General features: G+C 63.7%; 22 protein-coding genes. 10 read left to right on the top strand and 12 right to left on the bottom strand.

What is annotated here, in order from left to right; genetic code table 11:
* Window positions 1-95 precede the first annotated feature (95 nt).
* From M1D74_RS01090 to M1D74_RS01075, 4 genes are all read right to left on the bottom strand, one after another.
* Entirely contained in the window at window positions 96-1,367 is a 1,272-nt protein-coding gene (locus M1D74_RS01090; protein WP_458116198.1) for an ROK family transcriptional regulator, read from the bottom strand.
* Between the two features lie 194 nt (window positions 1,368-1,561).
* A complete protein-coding gene (locus tag M1D74_RS01085) occupies window positions 1,562-2,644 on the bottom strand; it encodes a polyprenyl synthetase family protein (protein WP_458116197.1) in 1,083 nt (360 codons plus the stop codon).
* Between the two features lie 71 nt (window positions 2,645-2,715).
* Entirely contained in the window at window positions 2,716-3,789 is a 1,074-nt protein-coding gene (locus M1D74_RS01080) for an ABC transporter permease (RefSeq protein ID WP_375164835.1), read from the bottom strand.
* Window positions 3,786-5,306 (bottom strand): sugar ABC transporter ATP-binding protein, encoded by a 1,521-nt coding sequence (locus M1D74_RS01075; RefSeq protein ID WP_458116196.1) that lies wholly within the window; start codon window positions 5,304-5,306, stop codon window positions 3,786-3,788. Before M1D74_RS01075 ends, M1D74_RS01080 begins: the two co-directional genes overlap by 4 nt.
* A gap of 152 nt (window positions 5,307-5,458) precedes the next feature.
* Between M1D74_RS01075 and M1D74_RS01070 the strand changes: the two genes are divergently transcribed.
* The 8 genes from M1D74_RS01070 (at window position 5,459) to M1D74_RS01035 (ending at window position 13,356) form a co-directional block, all read left to right on the top strand.
* Complete coding sequence (locus M1D74_RS01070; protein WP_458116195.1) at window positions 5,459-6,502, top strand: substrate-binding domain-containing protein; 1,044 nt, start codon at window positions 5,459-5,461, stop codon at window positions 6,500-6,502.
* Between the two features lie 90 nt (window positions 6,503-6,592).
* Window positions 6,593-7,765: a Gfo/Idh/MocA family protein gene (locus M1D74_RS01065; RefSeq protein ID WP_309071372.1), complete on the top strand. Its 1,173-nt coding sequence runs from the start codon at window positions 6,593-6,595 to the stop codon at window positions 7,763-7,765.
* Window positions 7,766-7,810: 45 nt separating this feature from the next.
* On the top strand, window positions 7,811-8,566 hold the full coding sequence (locus M1D74_RS01060) for a sugar phosphate isomerase/epimerase family protein (protein WP_458116194.1): 756 nt from the start codon (window positions 7,811-7,813) through the stop codon (window positions 8,564-8,566).
* Entirely contained in the window at window positions 8,563-9,666 is a 1,104-nt protein-coding gene (locus tag M1D74_RS01055; protein ID WP_458116193.1) for a Gfo/Idh/MocA family protein, read from the top strand. Before M1D74_RS01060 ends, M1D74_RS01055 begins: the two co-directional genes overlap by 4 nt.
* A 38-nt stretch (window positions 9,667-9,704) precedes the next feature.
* The gene (locus tag M1D74_RS01050; RefSeq protein WP_309071369.1) at window positions 9,705-10,703 is read left to right on the top strand and encodes a sugar phosphate isomerase/epimerase family protein; all 999 of its coding nucleotides are present in this window, start codon (window positions 9,705-9,707) and stop codon (window positions 10,701-10,703) included.
* Between the two features lie 82 nt (window positions 10,704-10,785).
* The gene (nadE, locus tag M1D74_RS01045; RefSeq protein ID WP_458116192.1) at window positions 10,786-11,616 is read left to right on the top strand and encodes an ammonia-dependent NAD(+) synthetase; all 831 of its coding nucleotides are present in this window, start codon (window positions 10,786-10,788) and stop codon (window positions 11,614-11,616) included.
* Between the two features lie 87 nt (window positions 11,617-11,703).
* The gene (locus tag M1D74_RS01040; protein WP_309124080.1) at window positions 11,704-12,504 is read left to right on the top strand and encodes an exodeoxyribonuclease III; all 801 of its coding nucleotides are present in this window, start codon (window positions 11,704-11,706) and stop codon (window positions 12,502-12,504) included.
* A gap of 3 nt (window positions 12,505-12,507) precedes the next feature.
* Window positions 12,508-13,356 carry a hypothetical protein gene (locus M1D74_RS01035; protein ID WP_309071366.1) on the top strand — a complete coding sequence of 283 codons (849 nt, stop codon included), beginning with the start codon at window positions 12,508-12,510 and terminating at the stop codon, window positions 13,354-13,356.
* An 88-nt stretch (window positions 13,357-13,444) separates the two neighbouring features.
* Here the strand turns inward: M1D74_RS01035 and M1D74_RS01030 are convergent, their stop codons facing one another.
* From M1D74_RS01030 to M1D74_RS01005, 6 genes are all read right to left on the bottom strand, one after another.
* The gene (locus M1D74_RS01030) at window positions 13,445-14,173 is read right to left on the bottom strand and encodes an alanine--tRNA ligase-related protein (protein ID WP_458116191.1); all 729 of its coding nucleotides are present in this window, start codon (window positions 14,171-14,173) and stop codon (window positions 13,445-13,447) included.
* A 27-nt stretch (window positions 14,174-14,200) separates the two neighbouring features.
* Window positions 14,201-15,211: a LacI family DNA-binding transcriptional regulator gene (locus M1D74_RS01025; protein ID WP_458116190.1), complete on the bottom strand. Its 1,011-nt coding sequence runs from the start codon at window positions 15,209-15,211 to the stop codon at window positions 14,201-14,203.
* Window positions 15,212-15,277: 66 nt separating this feature from the next.
* On the bottom strand, window positions 15,278-15,475 hold the full coding sequence (locus tag M1D74_RS01020; RefSeq protein WP_309071363.1) for a hypothetical protein: 198 nt from the start codon (window positions 15,473-15,475) through the stop codon (window positions 15,278-15,280).
* A gap of 10 nt (window positions 15,476-15,485) precedes the next feature.
* Window positions 15,486-16,385 (bottom strand): carbohydrate ABC transporter permease, encoded by a 900-nt coding sequence (locus M1D74_RS01015; protein WP_309071362.1) that lies wholly within the window; start codon window positions 16,383-16,385, stop codon window positions 15,486-15,488.
* Window positions 16,382-17,419: a carbohydrate ABC transporter permease gene (locus M1D74_RS01010; RefSeq protein ID WP_458116189.1), complete on the bottom strand. Its 1,038-nt coding sequence runs from the start codon at window positions 17,417-17,419 to the stop codon at window positions 16,382-16,384. The genes M1D74_RS01015 and M1D74_RS01010 overlap by 4 nt, the downstream gene beginning before the upstream one ends.
* 93 nt (window positions 17,420-17,512) lie before the next feature.
* Window positions 17,513-18,790, bottom strand: a complete 1,278-nt coding sequence (locus M1D74_RS01005) for an ABC transporter substrate-binding protein (RefSeq protein WP_458116188.1) — start codon at window positions 18,788-18,790, stop codon at window positions 17,513-17,515.
* 136 nt (window positions 18,791-18,926) lie between these two features.
* Here M1D74_RS01005 and M1D74_RS01000 point away from each other — a divergent pair, with 136 nt between their 5' ends.
* Window positions 18,927-20,630, top strand: a complete 1,704-nt coding sequence (locus M1D74_RS01000; RefSeq protein ID WP_375164834.1) for a glycoside hydrolase family 13 protein — start codon at window positions 18,927-18,929, stop codon at window positions 20,628-20,630.
* 147 nt (window positions 20,631-20,777) lie between these two features.
* Window positions 20,778-21,467, top strand: coding sequence for a FadR/GntR family transcriptional regulator (locus M1D74_RS00995; protein WP_458116187.1), 690 nt, complete (start codon window positions 20,778-20,780; stop codon window positions 21,465-21,467).
* On the opposite strand, the gene M1D74_RS00990 is transcribed toward M1D74_RS00995, so the two are convergent.
* Together M1D74_RS00990 and M1D74_RS00985 are read right to left on the bottom strand one after the other, a co-directional pair.
* Window positions 21,442-22,296 (bottom strand): amidohydrolase family protein, encoded by an 855-nt coding sequence (locus tag M1D74_RS00990; protein ID WP_458116186.1) that lies wholly within the window; start codon window positions 22,294-22,296, stop codon window positions 21,442-21,444. The genes M1D74_RS00995 and M1D74_RS00990 overlap by 26 nt on opposite strands.
* Window positions 22,296-23,267, bottom strand: coding sequence for an aldo/keto reductase (locus M1D74_RS00985; RefSeq protein ID WP_458116185.1), 972 nt, complete (start codon window positions 23,265-23,267; stop codon window positions 22,296-22,298). The genes M1D74_RS00990 and M1D74_RS00985 overlap by 1 nt, the downstream gene beginning before the upstream one ends.
* Window positions 23,268-23,271: the final 4 nt, after the last annotated feature.

The raw sequence follows: 23,271 nt of genomic DNA, 5'->3' as shown, positions 1-23,271 counted from the left end.
CCGGTTAGGGAAGCAGAACCTGTTGAACCAAGCGGACCCGGTACCAGCACTTGCTGGTACCGGGTCCGCTTTTTCTGTGGTGAGAAGTATGCGCCTTACACGGAATCGACCGGAGTCGCGGCGTCGTCGTGCTGTGGGCGCAGGAAACCGGCAGGGTCCCGGATCAGGGGCTCGAAGGCCAGCTCCGCGGCGCCAATCAGGATGGAGTCCTCGCCGAGGGGGGCCAGCTCGATGGTCACCCTCTCCCGGGGACCGCGCGTCCCAGGCGTGATCAGAGCTTCGCTGAGAGCGTCGGGCGCAGCACGAACCAGGATCCTCAGGAATCCGCCCAGCACAATCATCGATGGATTAAGCAGGTTCACCACGCTCTTCAGCCCGATTGCCAGCAGTTGAGCCTGCCGCTCGATCAACTTCCGGAGCTCCGGTGAACCCGATTCGTCCTGAAGGTTCTCCAGTACGGCGTCTTCGAGATTCTCCGTTTCGCCCGCGGGGAGGCCGACCGCTGCGATCAGTGCTTCCCGGGTAATCTCCGCTTCGAGGCAACCGCGGGACCCGCAGGTGCATTCAGCGCCGCCTGAAAGCACGTGGGTGTGCCCCAGCTGACCGGCGAATCCGGTGGCGCCGCGAACCAGGCGCCCGCCACTGATGACACCGCCGCCGATACCACTGGCGCCGCCGTACAGGTAGATGAGGTCGGACATGTCCCGTCCTGCTCCGAAAGTGGCCTGGGCGCGCGCTCCGACGACGGCGTCATTGGCAGCAATCACCGGAAGTTTCAGAGTGTCGCTGAGGAGGGCAGCGAGCGGCTGGTCGCGCCAGCCGAGGTGCGGAGCTTCGATCACGGTGCCGTCTCCGGGATCCACCAGACCCGGAATGGCGAGCCCCACCCCCATGATCCGGTGGCCCACCGGCAGAGAGGTGCGCATGCCGGAATAGATCGCGCTGACGATATTCACGACCTCGGGAACGGACGGTGCTCTGACGGTATGGAATCGGACCGGATTGACGATGTGGCCGCCGAGGGAGACAAGCGCGACGCTCACGACGTCGATGTCAGGATTGACGGCCAGGGCCAGCGCTGAGGGACTCGGCTCGATCATGATGCTTGGACGACCGTGCTGCTGGGCCTGGTCCAGATCGCTTTCGACGACGAGGCCGAGCTGGACGAGCTCACCGACCAGAGCGCCGATGGTGGACCTGTTCAGCCCGGTGGCTCGGGTGAGTTGTGCGCGGGAGACACCAGCCATGGAATGCACAAGCCGCAGCACCGTGGACAGGTTATGCTGCCGGGTCGAGTCGCGGTTGTTGCCTAGGTTGGTGCCCGCGACGGAGCGCCGGATTCGTTCGTCCTGCGGTGGTGCGGTCATGTTCGGGCAACTTGTCCGGCTGCAATCGCGCCTGGAACTGAACGGCTGAGGGAGAGCACCATGGCAGGCGCCGACGTCTTCCCTTCCACCCCGGTTCAGGTCCTTCCTGGCAGCTTGCCTTGGTGCCGGATTTGTACCCTCATGATAACGGCAGAAAGCGCACGATCCGTGAAAGAAGACCGGTGCCGACGCGGCTAATGCGAAGTGACGTCCGAAATGACCGAGAAGAGGAGGCGTTCGAGGCTGTTGCGCAGGGACGGCGGCACCCCGTCGGATTCAAGCTGCGCCACAGCGCGGTGTGCGTTTTCGGTGGCCAGGTTGACGGCATAGTCCTTGGCACCGCAGGTCACGAGCACAGACCGGACGTACTGCGCTTTCGCCGCTGTCATGTCGCGGGACCCGATGAGGGAAGCGATGCTATTCCATTCCGGCCTGGTGGCGGCATAAGACAGCAGGGCAGTCCGCTTGCCCTCCCGGAGGTCGCCCCAGGTCGTCTTTCCCGTGCGACTTTCGGTGCCGAAGACGCCGAGAACGTCGTCGGCGACCTGGTAGGCGATTCCCGCATAACGCCCGAAAGAGGTAAGGGCCGCCACCACTGACTCGGCGGCACCCGCGAGCACGGCGCCTGCGTGCAGCGGTGCCTCGAATGAGTACACCGACGTTTTTTGATGGGCCGTCTTGGTGATGTCCTCGAGCGGCGGCATCTCGGGCGTCCGGCTGAACTCGATGTCCAAGACCTCCCCGCCCACGGAGGAGAAGATTGCGTCGTCGAGAATCTCGTTGAGGCGCCGGCGCTTCGCGTCCGGCACTTCCAGGGACCTCAACAAACGGAAGGCGCCGGAAAGGGCGAGGTCTCCGGCGAGCACCCCGGCCGACACCCCCGCATGCTCGGCGGCGGAAGCGCAAGAGCCTGCCCGCAGCGCCCGGTTCCGATAGTGCCCGGACACATTGGGGCTGCCCCGCCGCACGAAATCGCGGTCGATGACGTCGTCGTGAATGATGAGAGCGCTGTGCAGGAGCTCATAGGATGCGGCGAGCCGGGCAGCACTGGCGGCATCGGTTCCGCCGAGCTGCCGGTAGGCGAGCAGAACCAGCCGTGGGCGGGAACGCTTGCCGCCCGCGGCTGCCCGCTCCAGGGCCTCCCAGAGGCCGAGGTAGGTCACGTTGACCGAAACGGCGCGCAGTTTGGCCTCCGCGAAGAAGTCCTGCAGCACGTCCTCGACCAGGTCGAGGTCCTCGTCGCCGTGCAGCGCATGATCCACATTTACAGAATTCACTGCCTGCCCTCCGGTGCTGTTCCCCCGGCTCCCGGAGTCCGGGAACCGGGGGGTACTGTGCCTTGGTTCGGCTAGACCTTCGCCGGCTTGAGTTTCGCCTTTCGTGTCCGGCCGCCACGGGTCGCGAAACGCTGCTGCAGGAGAACAGCAACCACGAGGATCAGGCCCCTGGCGAGCGCCTGAACGGAGGTGTCCAGGTTGTTCTGGGTGAAGACGTTGACCAAAGTACTGAAGATCAGCACACCCAGGACCGTTCCCATGATGGTTCCGCGTCCGCCGATGAGCAGGGTTCCACCGACAACGACGGCGGCGATCACATCGAGTTCGAGGAGCAGGCCGTGGGTGGACGTACCGGCAGTAGTTCGCCCGAGGAACATGACACCGCCGATGCCGGCCGTCACGCCCGCAAGAACGTAAAGGGAAACCATGTGGCGCTTGACCTTGATGCCAGCCAGCCGTGCGGCTTCGAGGTTTCCACCGATGGCCACGGTGCGGCGGCCGAAGGTGGTGCGGTTCAGGAGGAACCAGCCCGCCACTGCCACGATCACGAAGATCCAGATCAGGACTGAAACACCAAGGAAATCAGCACGCAGGACCTGCAGGAAGTCGCGGTTGTTCACGATCTGCGTGCTGCGGCCGGAGATCAATTCGGCGAGTCCACGGGCTCCGACGAGCATGGCCAGGGTGGCAATGAAGGAGACGACGTTGCCGTAGGCGACCACCAACCCGTTGATAAGCCCCGCAAGGGCGCCGACTCCAAGGGCCACGACCACCATGAGGATCCAGGAAGACTGGGTTGCTGCCAACTGCACGCTGGTAAGGCTGGCCACCACGGTCGTAAGGCCCAGGACGGAACCGACAGAGAGGTCGATACCGCCGGCGGTGATGACAAACGTGACGCCGATGCTCACGACGCCGATGATCGAGGCGTACCGCAGGATGGTGAGCATGTTCTCGAGGTTCAGGAACCGGTCACCACTGGTGACCGCGCCCACCACGAGGAGCAGCACAAGCGCGATGACCAGGCCCAGGTTGCGTCCCGCGGATCCCTTGAGGAAGTTCTGGAAGGGGTTGGTTGCGGGGGTACTGTGGTCAGCCGGCGCATCCACGCGCGGTTCAGCCACCTTGGTTTTCTGCTCGCTCACGCGGCACTTCCCTTCATGACGAGGTCGAGCACGCCGTGCTCGTCTATGTCGCTTGCTTTGATGTTGGTGAGTACTGTGCCGTCATCGATCACGAGGACGTTGTCAGCGAGGCCGAGCACTTCCTCGATTTCACTGGAGACGACGATGATTGCAGTCCCGGCTGCCGCCAGTCTGCGGATGAGGGCGTAAATCTCAGCGCGCGCTCCGACGTCGACGCCGCGGGTTGGTTCATCCAGCAGCAGGACCGGAGTTCCGTGCACCAGCCAGCGGGCCAGAAGAATCTTTTGTTGATTTCCGCCGGATAGGGTCCGGGCCGGACGGTCCGGATCGGCCGGACGCAGCTCGAGCGCAGCAATCTGCTCGCGGGCTGCCTCCCGTTCGGAGCGTTCGTTGAGGTGCCCTCCGCGGGCGAACCGCTCGAAGGTCGAGAGCGTTACGTTCTTGAAGATCGGCTCATCGAGGATCAGGCCCTGGCTCTTCCGTTCCTCGGGTGAAAGCCCGATTCCGGCGTTCACTGCGGCAGGAACGGATCCGGGACGCAGCACCTTGCCTTTTACGGACACCTTGCCTGAGGACGCCTTGCGGGCACCGTAGATCGTCTCGAGGATTTCGGACCGCTTCGATCCCACCAGGCCGGCGAACCCGAGGATCTCCCCGGCCCGCACTGTGAAACTGACCGGATCGAAGTGCCCGGCGAGCTCGAGGTTGTCCACTTCCAGGACCACCGGGGCGTCCGGGGCTATGGGTGTGGGCTCAGGGAAGACGTTTGCGACGTCGCGACCGGTCATCAGGCGAATGAGTTCCGCCTTCGACGTATCGGTGACGCTCAGCCCGTTGGCTGTGCTGCGTCCGTCCTTGATGACCGAGATGCGGTCACCGATCTGGCGGATCTCCTCGAGGCGATGAGAGATGTACACGACGGCGATGCCCTGGGCGGTGAGCTCCCTGACCACGCGGAACAGGTTCGCGACCTCACCCGAGTCCAGGATGGCACTGGGCTCGTCCATGATGATCATCTTCGTGTCCCGGGACAGCGCCCGGGCCATGCTCACGATCTGCTTGTTCGCGGCGGAGAGAGTGCCGACCTCGGTGGACGGCGAAAGACTGCCGTGGCCGAGACGCTTCAGCAGCGTACGGGCAACCGCATTGGTCTTCTTGACGTGCAGCACGCCTCCACTGGCACGTTCGTGCCCGAGGAAGATGTTCTCCGCGACGGACAGCCCGTCCACGACGTCGAGTTCCTGATACATGGTTGCGATGCCGAGGTCGAGGGCGGCGGTGGGACCCGGAAGGGAAATAGGCTCACCCTCCCACCGGATTTCTCCGCTGTCGGGCTGATGCACTCCGGAGAGCGTCTTGATGAGCGTGGATTTGCCGGCCCCGTTCTGGCCCATAACGCAGTGCACTTCTCCCGGAAGTACCTGCAGGTCGACGCCCTTGAGCGCCTGAACACCAGCAAATTGCTTGGTGATTCCCCGAACTTCGAGCAACGGCTGGAGGTGATCTTCTTCGAACATGAGACGAAGCTAACACATTATGTCGGTGATCGGTATAAAGTCGTCGATTTCTTTCAAACTTCTGTTATTGTGATTGCAGTCACGCAAAGAGGCTGGCATCAGAGGCATCCGCACTCTTGCGAAGACGCACCTAACTCACTGAGGAGATACACATGCTTGCTGTTCGTACGGGCCGGAAGATGCTCGTCACCACCGGTGCCTTTCTTGCAGTCGGTGCCCTTGTTACCGGGTGTACAGCGGGGGCCGAGGGAACCAACACCCAGCCCACCAACGCATCCGTTGAAGGCAACCAGGCTGAAGGCGACACCGTAGTAATCGGCTTCTCGGGCCCCGCGGCCGACCACGGCTGGCTCGGAGCCATCAACTCTGCCGCTACGGCTGAGGCGGAGAAGTACGGTGACATCGACCTTCGCGTCGCCGAGGGAACCAATGATGCGAACCTGCAGATCAGCCAGGTCGAGCAGTTCATCAACGACGGCGTGGATGCCATCGTCCTGCTGCCGACCGACGGCGCAGCGCTGACCGAGGTCGCCATCCAGGCCATGGAAGCCGGTATTCCCGTCATCAACGTCGACCGCGAATTCTCCAGCCCGTTCGCCGCACGCACCACGATCCTCGGCGACAACTACGGCATGGGTGTGAGCGCCGGCACCTACATCTGCGAGCAGCTTGACGGCAACGAAGACGCAGTCGTCGCCGAGGTTGCGGGAATCGATTCCCTGCCGCTGACGCAGGACCGCAGCCGTGGTTTCGCGGACGCACTGGAATCATGCGGCCTCGACGTGGACAACCGCGTTGCAGCTGACTTCACCGTCCAGGGCGGTGAGGCAGCAACCTCCCAGCTGCTCTCCGCCGCACCGCAGATCGACGCCCTCTGGAACCATGACGACGATCAGGGCATCGGCGTTCTCGCCGCCATCGACAATGCGGGCCGCGATGAATTCATCATGGTCGGCGGCGCCGGTTCGGCCAACGCCATGCGCGAAATCGAGGCCGGGGAAAGCGTCCTCGAAGCTACGGTCATCTACCCCTCCACCCAGGCAGCTGACGGCATCCGCCTCGCCCGCCTCATCGCCCAGAACAAGGCCATGAGCGATCTCGTTGAGGTTGAAGTTCCCAAGCGCATCGTTCTGAACGCGCCGGTTGTCACCAGCGAGAACGTTGAGCAGTACCTGCCGACGGCCTTCGAGTCGTAGAACCGTGAGAGGTGGGGTGCTCTGTCGCTGGCAAGAGCACCCCACCTCGATCCACCTGTTTTTACATCTGCCGCCGGATAAAGAGGAAACATGCTGAACGACGTACCACCCCTGAAGGTCGCCCTGATCGGACACGGATTCATGGGGGCTGCCCATTCACAGGGATGGCGGGTTGCACCGCGGTTCTACGACCTGCCGTCCCAGCCGGAGATGACTCTCCTCGTGGGGCGCAACGCTCAGGGAGTGGAGGCATCGGCTCGAAAATGGGGTTGGGAATCCACCGACACCGATTGGCGTGCGGCCATCGCCCGCGACGACATCGACGTCATCGACATTGTCACTCCCGGCGGCTCGCACGCCGAGATCGCCATCGCAGCCCTCGAAGCAGGCAAGCATGTCCTGTGTGAGAAGCCGCTCGCGAACACCCTAGAAGAGGCTGAGGCAATGGCTGCCGCTGCCGATCGTGCCGGCAAGGACGTTTTCGCCATGGTCGGCTTCACCTACCGGCGGGTGCCCGCGGCGGCCTTCGCACGGGACCTGGTGCAGTCCGGCGCGATCGGCGAAGTGCGCCAGGTCCGTGCCAACTACCTGCAGGACTGGCTGGTTGACGATCAGGCGCCGTTGACCTGGCGCCTGCAGAAGGATTCCGCCGGTTCGGGAGCTCTGGGCGATCTCGGCGCCCACGCCGTCGACCTCGCACAGTTCATCACCGGCCAGAAGATCACCGGCGTCAGCGGCATCCTGAACACCTTTGTGCACGAGCGGCCCCTGCTCGGAGAGGCCTCGGGGTTGGCCGGCACCGCCACCGACGGCCGCGGCAAGGTCACCGTGGACGACCTCGCGCTGTTCAGCGGCCGCTTCGACGGCGGAGCAGTCGGCTCGTTCGAGGCGACCCGCATGTCCACCGGCCGGAAGAACGCGTTGCGCATTGAAGTGGCCGGCTCCACCGGCGCCGTCTCCTTCGACCTTGAGAACCTCAACTCCCTCGGTTTCTACGATGCAACGGCCCCGGACACCCGACAGGGCTTCACCAACATCATGGTCACTGAACCTGCGCACCCCTACCTGTCCGCGTGGTGGCCCACCGGCCACGCCCTGGGCTACGAGCACGGCTTCACCCACCAGGCAAAGGACTTCGTTGAAGCCATCGCCGAGAAGCGCCAGCCTGAACCGTCCTTCGCTGACGGCCTGCAGGTGCAGAAAGTGCTCAACGGTGTCGAGCGCAGCGCCGAAGCGGACAGCATCTGGACTAAAACTATCTAGTACAGGCGTTCATCCGGCCTGCGTCAGCCAGCGAAAGGATCCGATATGCCCGTTCCTCCCCTGTCAGTACAGCTGTATACAGTCCGCGAAGCCCTGGAAACCGACCTGGACGGCACCATCGGCCGGCTCGCGTCAATGGGGTTCGAACGGGTCGAGCCATACAATTTCGCAGCCAACACCGACGCACTGCAGACGGCTTTGTCTCGCCACGGGGTAAGCGCGCCAACGGGCCACGCTCCCCTGCTCGACGGCGATCGCGACCTCATTTTCGAGGCCGCCCGCACGCTGGGCATCGGAACCGTCATCGAACCCATGGTGGACCCGGTTCGCTGGACCACGGAGGAGTCGGTCGTCCGGACCGCGGAGGCACTCAACGAAACGGCGGGCCTGGGTGCCGAATACGGCATCTCGGTGGGCTATCACAACCACTGGTGGGAGTTGGAAACCGACTTCGGCGGGCGCACCGGACTGGAGGTCCTCGCGGAGGCACTGGATCCCGCCGTCGTACTCGAAGTGGACACCTACTGGGTGGCTGTCGGCGGACAGGACCCTGCTGAGCTGCTCTCAAAACTGGGCGACCGGGTTCGGTTCATCCATATCAAGGACGGCCAAGTGGACAGGGATAACAAGTCCCAGGTGGCGGTTGGTTCCGGCCGGATGAACATCCCCGCTGTCCTGGAGGCAGCCGGGTCGGTGGAGGTCGGCGTCGTCGAACTGGATGACTCTGCCGGTGACCTCTTCCGTGCCCTCGAGGACAGTCTGCGCTTCCTGCAGCACGACTTCGGGAAGGGTGGAGCATGAGCGGCCCGGTAGGCGTCGGTATCATCGGTGCCGGTGTGATCAGCAAGGAGTACCTCACCAACCTCACTGCGTTCCCTGACGTGCAGGTCCACATTGTGGCGGACCTCTTCCCCGAGGCGGCAAGCGCCCGCGCGGACGAGTTCGGCGTCGCAGCCTTCGGGACGGTCGAGGATGCGCTGCAGCACCCCGATGTCGAGATCATCGTCAACCTCACGACGCCGGCCGCCCATGTTCCGGTTGCCCTCGACGCGGTCGCAGCCGGCAAGCATGTCTGGAGTGAAAAGCCGTTTTCCCTTGACCGTGAGTCGGGGCAGTCCCTCCTGGACGCCGCGTCCGACGCCGGCCTCCACCTGGGGTGCGCGCCTGACACTTTCCTGGGTGCTGGTCTGCAGACCGGCCTGCGCATGATTCAGCGCGGCGACATCGGCGTGCCGCTGACGGCGCTGACCCTGATGCAGTCGCCCGGCCCCGAAGCCTGGCATCCCAACCCGGCATTCCTGTTCCAGGAAGGCGCCGGTCCCCTGTTCGACATGGGCCCCTATTACCTGACCACCCTGATTCAGACTTTCGGTGCGGCGCAAACCGTCGCGGCGCTCGGATCCCGCTCGCGTGAGACGCGGGTGATCGGTTCCGGTCCGCGCGCGGGCGAGGAGTTTGAGGTCACCGTCCCGACCCACGTCAGCGCCCTCGTCCAGTTCGAGAACGGCGCCTCCTCCACCAGCAACTTCAGTTTCGATTCGCCGCTTCCCCGGCACGGTTTTGTGGAGATCACGGGATCGGAAGCCACCATCGCCTTCCCGGACCCGAACAGATTCGACGGTGAGATCCGGCTTCACCGCCACGGCGCCGAGGAGTGGGAGACCTTCCCGGCGGCGGGTTCCACCTTCGGGCGGGGCGTCGGCGTGCTGGACATGGCACGTTCCATCCGCGCCGGCGCGCCGCACCGAGCACAGGGCGCCACCGCGTTCCACGTGCTGGACGTCATGGCCTCGATCGCCGAGTCAGTCGAGACCCGCTCCTTCGTTGACATCGCCAGCTCCGCGGCGGCAGCAGAGCCGCTGCCCGAGGGCTGGGACCCCACTGCCCGGACCCTTTCCTGACCACGCGCTTTTCGACCCCTCAATCAAAGGAGATATCTATGGCACGCAATTACACTCTGTTCACCGGCCAGTGGGCGGATCTGCCGTTCGAAAAGGTCGCCGAGCTCGCCGGCCAGTGGGGCTATGACGGCCTGGAAATCGCGGTTTCCGGTGATCACCTCGATGCCTGGCGCTGGGATGATGACGATTACATCCAGGAGCGGCTCGACATCCTCAAGCGCAACAACCTGAAGGTGTGGACCATCTCCAACCACCTCAAGGGTCAGGCTGTCTGCGACAACCCGATCGACTTCCGCCACGAGGCGATCGTCGGCCCCAAAGTCTGGGGTGACGGTGATCCCGAGGGCGTCCGGCAGCGCGCCGCGGAGGAGATGAAGCTTACGGCGAAGCTCGCCCAGAAGCTCGGCGTGAAGACCGTTGTCGGCTTCACCGGCTCGTCCATCTGGCAGTATGTAGCGATGTTCCCGCCGGTCAGCCAAGACGTGATCGACGCCGGTTACCAGGACTTCGCTGACCGCTGGAACCCTATCCTCGACGTCTTCGACGAGTGCGGCGTGCGCTTCGCCCACGAGGTGCATCCGTCGGAGATCGCCTACGACTACTGGTCCACCCGCCGCACGCTCGAAGCGGTCGGCAACCGGCCCGCTTTCGGCCTCAACTGGGACCCCAGCCACTTCATGTGGCAGCAAATCGACCCCGTGGCCTTCATCTCCGACTTCGCTGACCGGATCTACCACGTGGACTGCAAGGACACGAAGATGCGCATGGGCGGTGGCCGTAACGGCATCCTCTCCTCGCACCTGCCGTGGGGTGATCCGCGCCGCGGCTGGGACTTTGTCTCGACCGGCCGGGGTGATGTGCCCTGGGAAGACAGCTTCCGTGCGCTCAACGCGATCGGCTATGACGGTCCCGTCTCCGTTGAGTGGGAAGACGCCGGTATGGATCGCCTCGACGGGGCACCCGAGGCGTTGGCGTTTCTGAAGAAGTTCGACTTCGCGCCGTCGTCGTTGTCTTTCGACGCTGCGTTCAAGCAGTAGTCCGAGCAGACTTTGGTGCCTATCTGCTGCCTGATGCGATTCGGGCAACAGATAGGCAACAAAAGCTTAGTAACCTGTCCCCATGCGTGAACTCCAGGCGAAAATCATTGACGAAATGGGCGTACGCCCCTCCATCGACCCTGCAGAGGAGATCCGCCGCAGGGTGGACTTCCTGAAGGACTATGTGCGTGCCACGGGGACCAAGGGCTTCGTGCTCGGAATCAGCGGTGGGCTGGACTCCACGCTTGCGGGCAAACTGGCGCAGCTGGCCACGGATGAGTTGCGGGCCGACGGCGTTGACGCCACCTTCGTCGCTGCGCGCCTGCCCTACAACGTGCAGCATGACGAGGAAGACGCGCAGGCCGCTCTGGCCTTCATCTCGCCTGACCGTTCCGTCGTCTACAACGTCGCTCCCGCCGTCGACGGTTTCCAGGCGGGCTTCGCCGGTGCTGCCGGCAACGAAATGTCCGACTTCAACAAAGGCAACGTGAAGGCGCGCGTCCGGATGGTGGCGCAGTACGCCCTGGCCGGAGATGACAACCTGCTGGTCATCGGCACGGATCACGGCGCCGAGTCAGTCACCGGTTTCTTCACCAAGTACGGCGACGGCGGTGCGGACATCCTGCCCCTGTTCGGCCTGAACAAGCGGCAGAACCGCCAGCTCCTCAAGGAGCTCGGCGCGGAGGAACGCCTCTGCAACAAGATCCCTACCGCGGATCTCCTCGACGAGAACCCGGGTCAGACCGATGAGCATGAGCTCGGTCTCACCTACGAGCAGATCGACGACTACCTTGAAGGCCGCGACGTCGCAGATGAGGCAGCGCAGTCCATCGAGCGCCGCTACCTGCTGACCCGGCACAAGCGCACCGTTCCCGTGTCCATCCATGATTCGTGGTGGCGCGCTAAGCCGTAGTCGTTATGGGCGGACGCCCGCCGCGAGTGGGCGCAACTCAAGGACCGGGTACCAAGCAACACCGGCCGATTGGGTAACGTAGCCACTGTGAAGATTGCGACCTGGAACGTCAATTCCCTGCGAGCCCGTGCCGACCGTGTGGAAGCTTGGCTCGACCGATCCGATGTGGACGTCCTTGCCATCCAGGAAACCAAGTGCAAGGACGACAACTTCCCGTGGGACATGTTCGAGAAGAGCGGCTACGAGGTGGCCCACTTCGGTCTGAGCCAGTGGAACGGCGTTGCCATCGCGTCCCGCGTTGGGCTCTCCGATGTTGAGCGCACTTTCCCGGGACAGCCCGTGTTCGGGAAAGACGCCGATCCCATCCAGGAAGCCCGCGCGATCGGCGCCACGTGCGGGGGCGTTCGGGTGTGGAGCCTCTACGTCCCGAACGGCCGCGCGTTGGGAGATCCGCACATGGCCTACAAGATCGAGTGGCTCGAACTGTTGCGAAAACACGCTGTTGGTTTACTGGAACAGGACCCCACGGCCCAGGTGGCGCTGACGGGTGACTGGAACATCGCGCCGCAGGATGAGGATGTCTGGGATATCGACCTGTTCCTGAATAACGGCTACACCCACGTCAGCCCTCCCGAGCGTGCTGCGTTCCATGCCTTCGAGGACTCCGGCTTCACCGACGTCGTTCGTCCCCACACCCCCGGACCGGGCGTGTACACCTACTGGGACTACAAGCAGCTAAGTTTCCCGAAGCGTATGGGCATGCGCATCGACTTTGTCCTGGCATCGCCCGCTCTCGCCCAGCGTGTCAGCGGGGCATCGATTGACCGTGAGGAACGCAAGGGCAAAGGCGCGTCGGATCATGCGCCCGTCATCGTGGAGCTGACCTGACCCATGGCTCATGTGCCGGGCACGGGGCGAAGCTTCCCCTACGTATCCTTCCTGCGGATCTATGAACCGCTTGATGCCTTCAGCGATGCCCAGCAGCTTGCCATCCTCGAACAGCGGACCCGCGAGCGCCGGACCACCGAGGCCATGGACCGCCTCGACGCGATGCGGCGCATCACCCGGGTGGTCTCCGACCCCTTCCCGCACCATACCCAGGACCTCGTAAGGGTTCTCCACTTCCCCCGCAGCAACGGGACTACGGCGCCGTTCTACTGCCCGAATCAGTTGGCCGTGCGCACCTACCTTGCCGCGGAGTCCCTTGAGCAGACCATTCGGGGGCCCCTGATGGACGTGCTTCTTCCCGAAGTAGCGCGCGAGGCCCACCAAGCCAGGCTGGATCCGGAGACCCTGGCCGCGTCCACGGCCAAGCTGCATACCCGATCCGCAACGTGGGGCGTGCCCTTCGCCTGGTTTGTCCTCATTCACGAGGACGACCTCACCGAGGTCGTTGACGACGACGGCGAGGTCCACACAGTCCGGGTATCCGTGACCATCAGCGAGTGCATCGACCGTGCCCGGCGGGCGGTAGCCAACCTTGCCATTGCCGCACCGGAACTCGACCTCCTCGAGGAGTTGACCGAGATCACCGAGTGGCTGGAGACCTTCCGCCGTGACGCCGTCGTCGAATTGGACTACGGCCCGGTAGCGGATCTCGTGTTCCCCGACGAGTCGCCCATGGACGTTCGGATGGGCATCGAGTGCCTCGCCGAGGCGGATATGACGGGGGCGGCCGCGGCGTACCGGCGTCTGGCCTCACGGTGGGTTCCCATCCGGCAGCTCGCCCGCGCCTCCTGACCGGGTCTCGAATTTCCTGACCAGGTAGGGCCCGGCCGGGCAGGGGCCTCCGCCGGGACCGCGACTCTGCGCCCTCCGGGCCAACTGCCTAATTCACGCCGTCAACCGCGTACGACACCTTCGTGACGCCCTTTTTCGACTTGATCTTGGTGATGCTCAACGTCCCGACGTCGGCAACGTCCCGCACGTGAGTGCCGCCGCAGGGCACTCCGAAGGTCCGGTTGTAGAGTACGATCCGCGCTGGCTTGTTGGTCGGGATATTCTCCGGCACGTGCCGGCAGTATTCCGCCATTTCCGCCACAGGCATGAAGCGGATCTCGTTGGTGCTGCCCTCGCCGATGACCTGTGCGACCTCGGCTTCGATCTGCCGGCGTGTTTGCTCCGCGTCCCCCGGCACCTCCCCGTTGTACTCGACGAAGGACATGTGCGGATAATGCGCGCCTCTCCCAGGAACCCAGGGCAAACCCAGCCGCTCCACGGCGAGGTCGACGATGTGGCCAGCCGAGTGAAGCCGCGTGTTCACTGCCCTGCGGTGGGCATCCACCTCAAGCACGACGCCGGCGCCCTCCGGCACGGTACCCCGCCCGAGGTGGTGGACCACCCCGTGCTCGTCCAGGCGCACTTCCTCCACCGTAAACACGGAGTCTCCGGCGCGGATGATTCCGGTGTCCCAATCCTGTCCGCCGCCTCGCGGATAAAAGCAGGTACGGTCGAGTTCGACGTCCGTTCGGCCGTCGTCGAGCGCGGTCACCGCCGTCACTGCGGCGGGAGCGGTCAACACGTCGAAATCGTCAAGGTAGAGGAGTTCGGTAGCCATGCGTACCAGCGTAGCGACCGGGTGAGGCTACCGGGGCACGGGGCCTGTTGAGGAGCGTTCCACCAGCTCGTGCGGCTGCACAGGAGGCGTGCGGAGCGGCGTCTCCCCCTCCAATTCACCCAGCAGGAGGTCCACGGCAAACGCACCCTGCTCCTCGGGCATCTGACGAACGGTCGTCAGGCCCATGGGCTCAGCGAACTCATGGTCGTCAATCCCCACGATGGACAGCTCATGCGGTACGCGGATGCCGAGCTCCGAGGCGGCAAGCAACGCACCGAACGCCATCTCATCCGAGGAGCAAAAGAGCGCGGTGGGCCGCTCCTTCACCGTGGACAGCATGTGCTTGACTGCCAGCTTCGCTTCGCTGAAGCGGAAGTCGCCGAAGACAGACCACTCGTCCCGCACCGGCAGGTCATGGGCAACCATGGTGGCGACATAGGACTCCTCGCGGATGCGCGGCACCTCGAAGTAGAGCCCGTAGGAGCCCCCGCCCCGGACGTGACCAATGCGGGTGTGGCCGAGCGAGACAAGGTGCTCGACGGCGTCGCGCACCGCGGCGGCGTCGTCGATACTGACGTGCCGGACCCCCTGCACGGACCCGCCTACGACGATCGTTGGAGACTCAAGCTCCTTCAGGGAGCGGTGTTCATCTTCGGTGAGCTCCATGCACATCACCAGCAGGGCATCGATCCGCTTCCGCAGGATCGAGCGGTGAAAGACCCTCTCCCGGTTGGTCCCGGTGCCGCCCAGGCTGAACACGATGAGGTCATAACCGGCTGCGCGGAGCTGCCGGTCGACTCCCTCGAGGACCGCCGAAAAGTACCAGCGTTCAATGAGCGGCAGCAGTACTCCCATGGCCATTGTGCGGCCGGAAGCCAACCCGGAAGCAGCCGACGACGGCACGTACCCCAGATCCTTCGCAGCCCTGAGGACGCGGGCACGTGTTCCGGCCGACACACCCGTCAGGCCGCGTAGGGCGCGGGAAACCGTGGCCGTGGAAACGCCCGTGGCTACGGCAACATCCTCGATGATGACCACGGGGTGCAACCTCTTTCTCTAGTGCCTTGATCTAAGGCGACGGCGACCGCGCTGTCCGGGCGGCAGCTACTCGCGCTGCCGGACCTTGTACAGGCCCCACATCCCAAGAACGATTGCCAGCAACAGGACCGACCACATGGCGGCGTTGTCTCCCCGGAGCTGGATGGCGATGATGACAACCACCAGCACGACGGCGAAGAACCCCAGAAACCCAATCAGGATATCGAGGTTCTCCGCCAATCGCTCTTTGCGTCTATTGGTCATGATCGACGCGTTACTTCACCGCGCCGGCGGTCAGGCCGGCAACAATGCGCTTCTGCAGGATCAGGACCAGCAGGACCAAGGGGATGGTGACAATGGTGCCCGCGGCCATCACCGCGGTGTACGGTTCCTGCTGCGGCTGGCTGCCCGCGAAGGACGCGATGGCAACCGTCACCGGTGCCGTCGCATCACTGGACAGCTGGCTCGCGATCAGGAATTCGTTCCAGGCGGAGATGAAGGCAAGGATCGCCGTCGTGAATACCGCCGGTGCCGCAAGCGGCATGATCACCTTCCGGAAGGCCTGACCCGGTGTGCAGCCATCGATCCTGGCGGCTTCCTCCAGTTCCCACGGCATCTCACGGAAGAACGCCGTCAACGTGTAGACCGTGAGCGGCAGGACGAACGAGATGTTGGGGATGATCAGCGCCTGGTAGGAGCCGATCCACCCGATGTCCGTGAACAGCTGGAACAGCGGAGTAATCAGAGCGACGCCCGGGAACATTGACGCGCCCAGGATGACTCCAAGGATGACGAACTTGAACTTGAAGTCGATCCTGGCCAGGGCATAGGCGGCAAACACTCCGACCACAAGCGCGATCAGGGTGGTGGTTGCTCCAATGAAGAAGCTGTTGAACAACGCCAACGTGAAGTTGTTGCCCGCATCCGTTGCGAATGCGGTGCGGAAGTTGTCCAACGTGACGTGGGTCGGATAGAACGCCGTGTCGTAGGTGAAGGCCACATCACGGAACGCAGTGATGATCATCCAGTAGAACGGAAGCAGACACCAGGTAACGATGATCGCTGCACTGATGTACGTCCGGATGGACGCCCACCGCTCGCGCGAAGCAGCTGCGCGGCGGCCCGGCGTCGACTCGGTCGGGCGGCCGGAGGAGGTTGCTACTGCCTGTGTCATTTGATGACCTTCGCCTTCTTGATCACTCCGGAGCCCTCGGAGACATTGGCTCCGAGGAATCTGACGAAGATGAACGCCACGATGAAGATGATGATGAACGTCAACGTCGATAGAGCCGCCGCGCTGTTGAAGCCTTGCCGGATCTGGTTCACCACCAGGATGGAAAGGGTGGTGGTGCCGTTCGCGCCGCCGGTGAGGATCGCCGGCAGGTCGTACATGCGCAGGGCGTCGAGAACACGGAACAGGACAGCCACCATCAGCGCCGGCTTCACCAGCGGCAGCGTGATGTAGCGGAAGCGCTGCCAAGTGCTGGCACCGTCAACCTTGGCAGCTTCGTAGACATCCCCCGGGATCATCTGCAGGCCGGCGAGGATGAGGAGGGCCATGAACGGAGTGGTCTTCCAGACGTCCGCAATGATGATGGCCCACTTGGCGGGCCACTCGGACCCCGTCCAGAGAATCGACGTATTGAACAGTTCATTCGCGATGCCCTGGAAGGCAAAGATGAAGAACCAGAGCTTCGCGGTGACCGCGGTCGGGATTGCCCACGGCACCAGCACAGCTGCGCGAACCAACCCGCGACCCCTGAACGTGCGTGCCATGATCAGTGCCATCCAGAAGCCGATGATGGTCTCGAGGGTGACTGTGACGGCGGCGAAGAAGAACGTGATGCCGGTTGCGTTCCAGAACTGCGATTCGAGGGTCCCGGGCGGGCAGGCGACGGTGCCCCCGCCGGGTGCCGGACACTGCTGGAGGATCCAACCGGTGTAGTTGCCGAAGCCTGCGAATCCGCCATCAGTGAAAAGCCCGGTGTCCGGGTCCAGCCCCGAATCATTCTGGAACGACATGACGATGCCGCTGATAATGGGATAAACGATCACAATCCCCAGCAGGATCAGAGTCGGCGCAATCAGAATGGACGCCCATTTATTCTTCGCAGCCGCCCGACGGTCGGCGCTCTCCGCCGCCTGGTGGTGAAGCTTTGAATTGGGGTCCTTTTTACCCTTGGGTGGCACTGCCAGACGTGTGGCCATGACCCGTCCTTTCGATACCGGCAACGACGCCGGTGAGAGCAAGCAGGTGCCGGTGGTGGGAACGCCGCGCGCTCCCACCACCGAATGGTGTGGTTAGGACCCGGCCTGGCTGATCGACGCAGCCATGTCGGTCAACGCCTGATCAACGGTCTTCTGGCCTTGCAGTGCCGCGTAGGCATTCTCCTGGATCGCGGTGGTGACCGCGGGGTAGAACGGCGTCACGGGACGGGGAACAGCAGTCTCGATGGATTCCCTCAGGACGGGCAGGTACGGCAGCTGTTCGACGAGCTCGGGATCTTCGTACAGGCTCTCCAGAACCGGGGCGAGCGAGCCCTGAGTCACGTAGAAACGCTGCTGCTCTTCCTGGGTGATGAACTCGAGGAAGTCACGTGCGGTTGCCTTGTTGTCCGAGTAGACGCTGATGGCGAGGCTGTGACCGCCCAGCGAGGATGCACCCGAGCCGTCGGCGCCCGGAAGGGGAGCCATGCCGAGTGAGTCCTTGACCTGGGACGATTCCTCAGTGGTGGCGAGGTTGTATACGTAAGGCCAGTTGCGGTGGAAGAGCAGGTTCCCTTCCTGGAACGCAATGCGTCCTTCTTCCTCGGTATACGTAATCGCCTCCTGCGGGATGTTGCCGGATTCGAAGGCGGATACGAGGTTCTCCAGGCCGGCCTTTGCCTCCGGGGTGTCCAGTGTGGGCTCGCCTGCCTCGTTGATCACGGTGCCGCCGGCGCCGTTGATGGCTTCGGAAGCGTTGACGGTGAGGCCCTCGTACTGCGCGAACTGGCCCGCATAGCAGCCCATGTCGTTCTCTTCAGCGATGGAGCACATCTCCATCATCTCGTCCCACGTGGTGGGGGGTTCCTCGATGAGGTCCGAACGGTAGTAAAGGATGCCGCCGTCGGAGTGCTGGGGAGCTGCGTAAAGCGTGTCCTGGTACGTCGCGGACGCTACGGTCGCCGGCAGCATTCCCTCGGTGTCGATCGCCATCTCGTCCTCGAGCGGCTGGATCCAGCCCTGTGCCGCGAACTCAGCGGTCCAGACGACATCGACAGACACGACGTCGTAGTCTGCGTTCTGTGCCTGGAAGTTCTGGACCAGGTCATCGTGCTGCTGGTCGGCCTCGTCGGTCTGTTCCTTGAAAGTCACTTCCTCGTCGGGATGCTCCTCGTTCCACTTCTCGATCAGGGGACGAACCACGCCGCTGTTGTCCTTGCCCTGTACGTACGTGATGGGGCCGCGGTCTTCGAGGCCTTCATCGGCCGCACCGCCGCCGCCACCTTCAGACGAGCCACCGCCACCGCAGGCCGAGAGCAGAAGAGTGAGAGTTGCCACCGATGCTGCGGCGGCCAGTGATTTCTTGTTCTTCATGTGCGTCTTCTCTCCAATGAGAAATAAGGCGGAGATTCAACCGCCCCATTGAGTGATGCCTGTCACTCTAGTAAGGTCGATTCTGTTACGCAAGCGCTTACGTCTTGCGCCCAGTGAGTTTATCGAAAGGTTATACGTGTCCCTCCAAGCCGCTCCTGCGCCGGGCAAAGAAGCAACTGCCTGGTGGGCTGACGCCGTCATCTACCAGATTTATCCGCGTTCCTTCGCCGACGGAAACGGCGACGGCATGGGTGACCTGCACGGCATCACCAGCAAACTCCCGTACCTGCAGAATCTTGGCGTCAATGCCGTCTGGCTGTCGCCGTTCTATGTCTCGCCGCAGGCCGACGCCGGTTACGACGTCGCGGATTACCGCGACGTCGACCCCCGCTTCGGCACTCTGGCCGATTTTGACGCGATGCTTGCAGAAGCGCACGAGCGCGGGCTCAAGGTGATCGTCGACCTCGTGCCCAACCACACCTCCGATGAGCACGAGTGGTTCCAGGAAGCTTTGCGATCACCGAAGGGGTCGCCCGAACGCGAGCGTTATATGTTCCGCGACGGCCGGGGCCAGGACGGCGAACTGCCGCCGAACAACTGGCAGTCCATCTTCGGCGGGAATGCCTGGACCAGGGTCGAGGACGGCCAGTGGTATCTGCATCTGTTCGACACCAAGCAGCCGGACCTGAACTGGGAGAACCCCGAAGTTCACGAGGAAATGATCTCCGTCCTGCGATTCTGGCTGGATCGAGGCGTAGACGGCTTCCGCATCGACGTCGCGCACGGCCTGGTCAAGGCCGAGGGACTCCCGGACTGGGCAGGCCGCGAAAGCATGGTCGGGGATGTGCACAATCCCGACGCCGCCGAGGAAGCAGCGGCAACCGAACCGACACCTCCGTACTTCGACCAGCCAGGCGTCCATGCAATCTACCGGGACTGGAACCGGGTCCTCGCAGAGTACCCGGGCAACCGCATGCTCGTGGCTGAGGCATGGGTTGAACCGGCCGAACGGCTCTTCCACTACGTCCGTCCCGATGAAATGCAGCAGGCGTTCAATTTCGACTTCCTGCGCGCAGGCTGGGACGCCAAGCGCCTGAGCGCGAGCATTACGGAATCCCTTGCCCAGGCGGGGAACGTCGGAGCACCCAGCACCTGGGTGCTGTCCAACCATGACACCGTCCGGCACACCACGCGCTTCGGGCTGGCGGACCCGACGCAGCTACCCAAGGGCGTCGGCGCCAAGGACGAACAGCCGAATGAGGCGCTCGGCCTGCGCCGCGGCCGGGCGGGAATCCTCACCATGCTCGCACTGCCCGGGTCGGCCTACCTCTACCAGGGAGACGAGCTCGGCCTGCCTGAGCACACCCTCCTTGACGACGCCGTACGTCAGGACCCCGCCTTCTTCCGGACAGAGGGGGTGGAGCGCGGCCGGGACGGCTGCCGGGTCCCTCTGCCCTGGAAAGCTGAGGCACCGGGCTTCGGTTTCACCACCACCGAGGGCAGCAGCGCTGCGCCCTGGTTGCCCCAGCCTGCGGGCTTCGCCGGGTACGCCGCGGATCAGCAGGTAGGCCGGTCGGGTTCGGTATACGAACTCGTGCGTAAGGCCTTGTCCGAACGCTCGTCGCGGCAGCTTGGCCGCGGTTCTCTGGAGTGGGCAGCGGAACATCGTCCTGAGGACGGAGTGGTCGCCTTCACCAACGGCTCCGTGCTGCTGGTGGCGAACATGGGCGAGGAGCCGATCGAACTGCCTGCCGGCGTCGTCGTGGTAGCAAGCGCGGAGGACGCAGTGGCTGACAACGCTCTGCAGCCCAACAGTGCAGTCTGGATCGAACGCGACTGACAGCACCTGCCTGCTGAGGTGGACAGCGTCGGAAGGAGCCCGAAGCAATTCGGGCTCCTTCGTTCCGTTCAGGACACGTGGCTGAAAGATGGCGATGACTTCAAACATCCGCGGTGGGCGCAGACATCCGACCAATAGGATGGGCTCATGGCCGTAACAGACGAAGCAATCATCCGGATCAAGGAGATGCTCCTTGCGGGAGAGTTGAAGGCGGGCGACCGGCTTCCCCCGGAGAAAGAATTGAGCGAACGTCTGGGCCTCTCCCGCAGTTCATTGCGTGAAGCGGTCAAAGCGCTGGATCTCATCCGGGTGCTTGACGTGCGGAGAGGTGATGGAACCTATGTCACCAGCCTCGAGCCGAACCTTCTGACCGAGGCGATTGCGTTCGTCGTCGATCTTCATCAGGACAGTTCCGTGCTCGAATTGTTCGAAGTCCGACGGATTCTCGAGCCTGCTTCCGCCGGACTGGCAGCTGCCCGCATGAGTCCCGACCAGCTGGAAGCACTACGGCAGTCCATTGCTTCGGCGCACGACGAAACGTCGGTGGAAGACCTGGTTGCGCACGATCTGGAGTTTCACGGACTGATTGCCGCTGCGGCAGGCAATACTTATCTCTGCAGCTTGCTGGAGGGGCTCTCCAGCAGCACAGTACGCGCCCGAGTCTGGCGGGGCATCACCCAGGATCGTGCCGTGTCCCGCACGTTGTCAGAGCATCACGCCATCGCCGACGCGCTTGCTCGCGGAGACGCAGAGCTGGCCAGGGCACTCATGACTGTGCACATCAGCGGTGTTGAGCAGTGGTTGCGCGAGGCTACCGGCACCCGGGACGCAGGCTGAGCGAATAAACCGCGGACGCCGTTCCGCCCATGAACGCTTCCCGCTCTTCAGCGGAGAGCTGGGATGCCAACTCCTGAAGCGCACCGCTTGTTTCGGCGTAGGTCGCGCCGAGCAACGAAACCGGCCAATCTCCGCCGTACATCAACCGGTGCGGCCCGAATACTTCCAGTGCAAGGTCCCACACCGGTTGAAGCCCGTCTGCTGTCAGTGGTTGACCGGTAACCGCCAGACCCGACACCTTCGCCGTGACGTTGGGCAGGTCCGTGAATCGCCTGAGTTGCCGGCTCCACAACTCGTACGTTTCGGCCTCTCCCCGCGGTGGTTTGCCGAGATGGTCGATGACCACGTGGAGTTCGGGGAGGCATCTCGCAAGGTCCAGCGCCGCTTCGAGGTGGCGCGGAAACGCATTCGGCACATCAAACGGCAGGTTCGAGGAGGCAAGGAGTTTCAGTGACGTCCGTACATTCGGCATAGACAGGAAATCGTCACGCGGGTCGTCATGCACGAGGTGCCGTACACCAACGAAGGTTGGCTCTTCTGAGTAGCCGGCGAGCGCTTGCTCGGCGGCTGCGGGATTCTCCAGCTCAATCCAACCTACGACGCCGGTTATCCAGGCGTGTTCGGAAGCTTGACTGAGCATGAACTGCGTATCGGCGACCGAATCCTCCGCCTGAATCAGTATCGCGTCATCGATACCTGCCCCATCCAATTCCCCCCGCGCTTCCTTGGCGGTGTAGGTCCTGTAGATTTCCCCCGCCGCAGGGGTGAGCCACGAGTAGCGGCCTGCCGCCAGGTCCCACAGGTGCAGGTGCGAATCAACAGTGCGCATTACGCCGGCACCAGACCTTCACTCATCAGCGCTTCCCAGAGCTGATCAGGAATTTCCGTAGCCATATGTGCCATGTTCTGTCGGATCTGGTCACGCGTTCGCGCGCCGACGACGACCGTCCTTACGGCCGGGTGCCGCAGACTGAACTGGATCGCAGCAGACGGTAGTTCGACGTCGTACTCCCTGCACACGTCAGCGAGGCGACGTGCACGATCAATGACAGGCCGTGGTGCCGGCCGGTAGTTGTAGTGTGCGTCATCACGGACGGAGTGCGAGGCAAGCAGGCCCGAGTTGAAGACGCCCACATTGACCACACCCACACCTCGGCGCGTGCAGACTGGCAGCAACCCGTTCAGGGCCGGTTGTTCAAGCAGGGTGTAGCGGCCGGCAAGCATGATGAGGTCGAGATCAGCATTCTCGACGCAGGCGAGTAATGCGTCGGCGGAGTTTGCACCCACCCCGATGGCTCTCGCCATACCCTCCCGGCGCAACTTCTCGAGCGCGGGAAGTGCTGTGCGGATTCCTTCATCCAGATCATAGACATCGGGATCATGCAGGTAGAGGATGTCGACGCTGTCGAGTCCCATGCGATCGAGGGACTCCTCGACGCTGGCCCTTACCCCCACTTCATCAGGCGCCCACCTCCGCGTGGTGCGGGCGGGAACTGCAAACCCCTCGTCGTCGCTCTGGCCGATGAAGCGGTTGTTGGGCCGGAGCAGCCTGCCGACCTTGGTGGAGACAAGAAACTCTTCCCGTGGTTTAGTCCTCAGGAACTCGCCGAGTCTGCGTTCGGAGAGCCCCAGTCCGTAGTGCGGGGCAGTGTCGAAATAGCGGATTCCCCCATCCCATGCCGCCTCCAGCGTCTCCCACGCGACCTCGTCGGGCACCTCGCGATACAGGTTTCCTATCCCGGCTGCGCCGAAGCCCAATGGGCCGGGGAACATGTTCGTACCCCGCTTTACCTGTTCCACTGCG

The sequence above is a fragment of the Arthrobacter sp. D2-10 genome (genome assembly GCF_054161285.1).
This window is presented reverse-complemented; position numbering and strand designations above follow the sequence as displayed.

What these genes read in the sequence shown, in the direction of transcription:
- M1D74_RS01090 (WP_458116198.1), bottom strand. Translation starts at nt 1,367, where the DNA reads ATGACCGCACCACCGCAGGACGAACGAATCCGGCGCTCCGTCGCGGGC.
- M1D74_RS01075 (WP_458116196.1), bottom strand. Translation starts at nt 5,306, where the DNA reads ATGTTCGAAGAAGATCACCTCCAGCCGTTGCTCGAAGTTCGGGGAATC.
- M1D74_RS01070 (WP_458116195.1), top strand. Translation starts at nt 5,459, where the DNA reads ATGCTTGCTGTTCGTACGGGCCGGAAGATGCTCGTCACCACCGGTGCC.
- M1D74_RS01065 (WP_309071372.1), top strand. Translation starts at nt 6,593, where the DNA reads ATGCTGAACGACGTACCACCCCTGAAGGTCGCCCTGATCGGACACGGA.
- M1D74_RS01060 (WP_458116194.1), top strand. Translation starts at nt 7,811, where the DNA reads ATGCCCGTTCCTCCCCTGTCAGTACAGCTGTATACAGTCCGCGAAGCC.
- M1D74_RS01055 (WP_458116193.1), top strand. Translation starts at nt 8,563, where the DNA reads ATGAGCGGCCCGGTAGGCGTCGGTATCATCGGTGCCGGTGTGATCAGC.
- M1D74_RS01050 (WP_309071369.1), top strand. Translation starts at nt 9,705, where the DNA reads ATGGCACGCAATTACACTCTGTTCACCGGCCAGTGGGCGGATCTGCCG.
- nadE (WP_458116192.1), top strand. Translation starts at nt 10,786, where the DNA reads ATGCGTGAACTCCAGGCGAAAATCATTGACGAAATGGGCGTACGCCCC.
- M1D74_RS01035 (WP_309071366.1), top strand. Translation starts at nt 12,508, where the DNA reads ATGGCTCATGTGCCGGGCACGGGGCGAAGCTTCCCCTACGTATCCTTC.
- M1D74_RS01030 (WP_458116191.1), bottom strand. Translation starts at nt 14,173, where the DNA reads ATGGCTACCGAACTCCTCTACCTTGACGATTTCGACGTGTTGACCGCT.
- M1D74_RS01020 (WP_309071363.1), bottom strand. Translation starts at nt 15,475, where the DNA reads ATGACCAATAGACGCAAAGAGCGATTGGCGGAGAACCTCGATATCCTG.
- M1D74_RS01015 (WP_309071362.1), bottom strand. Translation starts at nt 16,385, where the DNA reads ATGACACAGGCAGTAGCAACCTCCTCCGGCCGCCCGACCGAGTCGACG.
- M1D74_RS01010 (WP_458116189.1), bottom strand. Translation starts at nt 17,419, where the DNA reads ATGGCCACACGTCTGGCAGTGCCACCCAAGGGTAAAAAGGACCCCAAT.
- M1D74_RS01005 (WP_458116188.1), bottom strand. Translation starts at nt 18,790, where the DNA reads ATGAAGAACAAGAAATCACTGGCCGCCGCAGCATCGGTGGCAACTCTC.
- M1D74_RS00995 (WP_458116187.1), top strand. Translation starts at nt 20,778, where the DNA reads ATGGCCGTAACAGACGAAGCAATCATCCGGATCAAGGAGATGCTCCTT.
- M1D74_RS00990 (WP_458116186.1), bottom strand. Translation starts at nt 22,296, where the DNA reads ATGCGCACTGTTGATTCGCACCTGCACCTGTGGGACCTGGCGGCAGGC.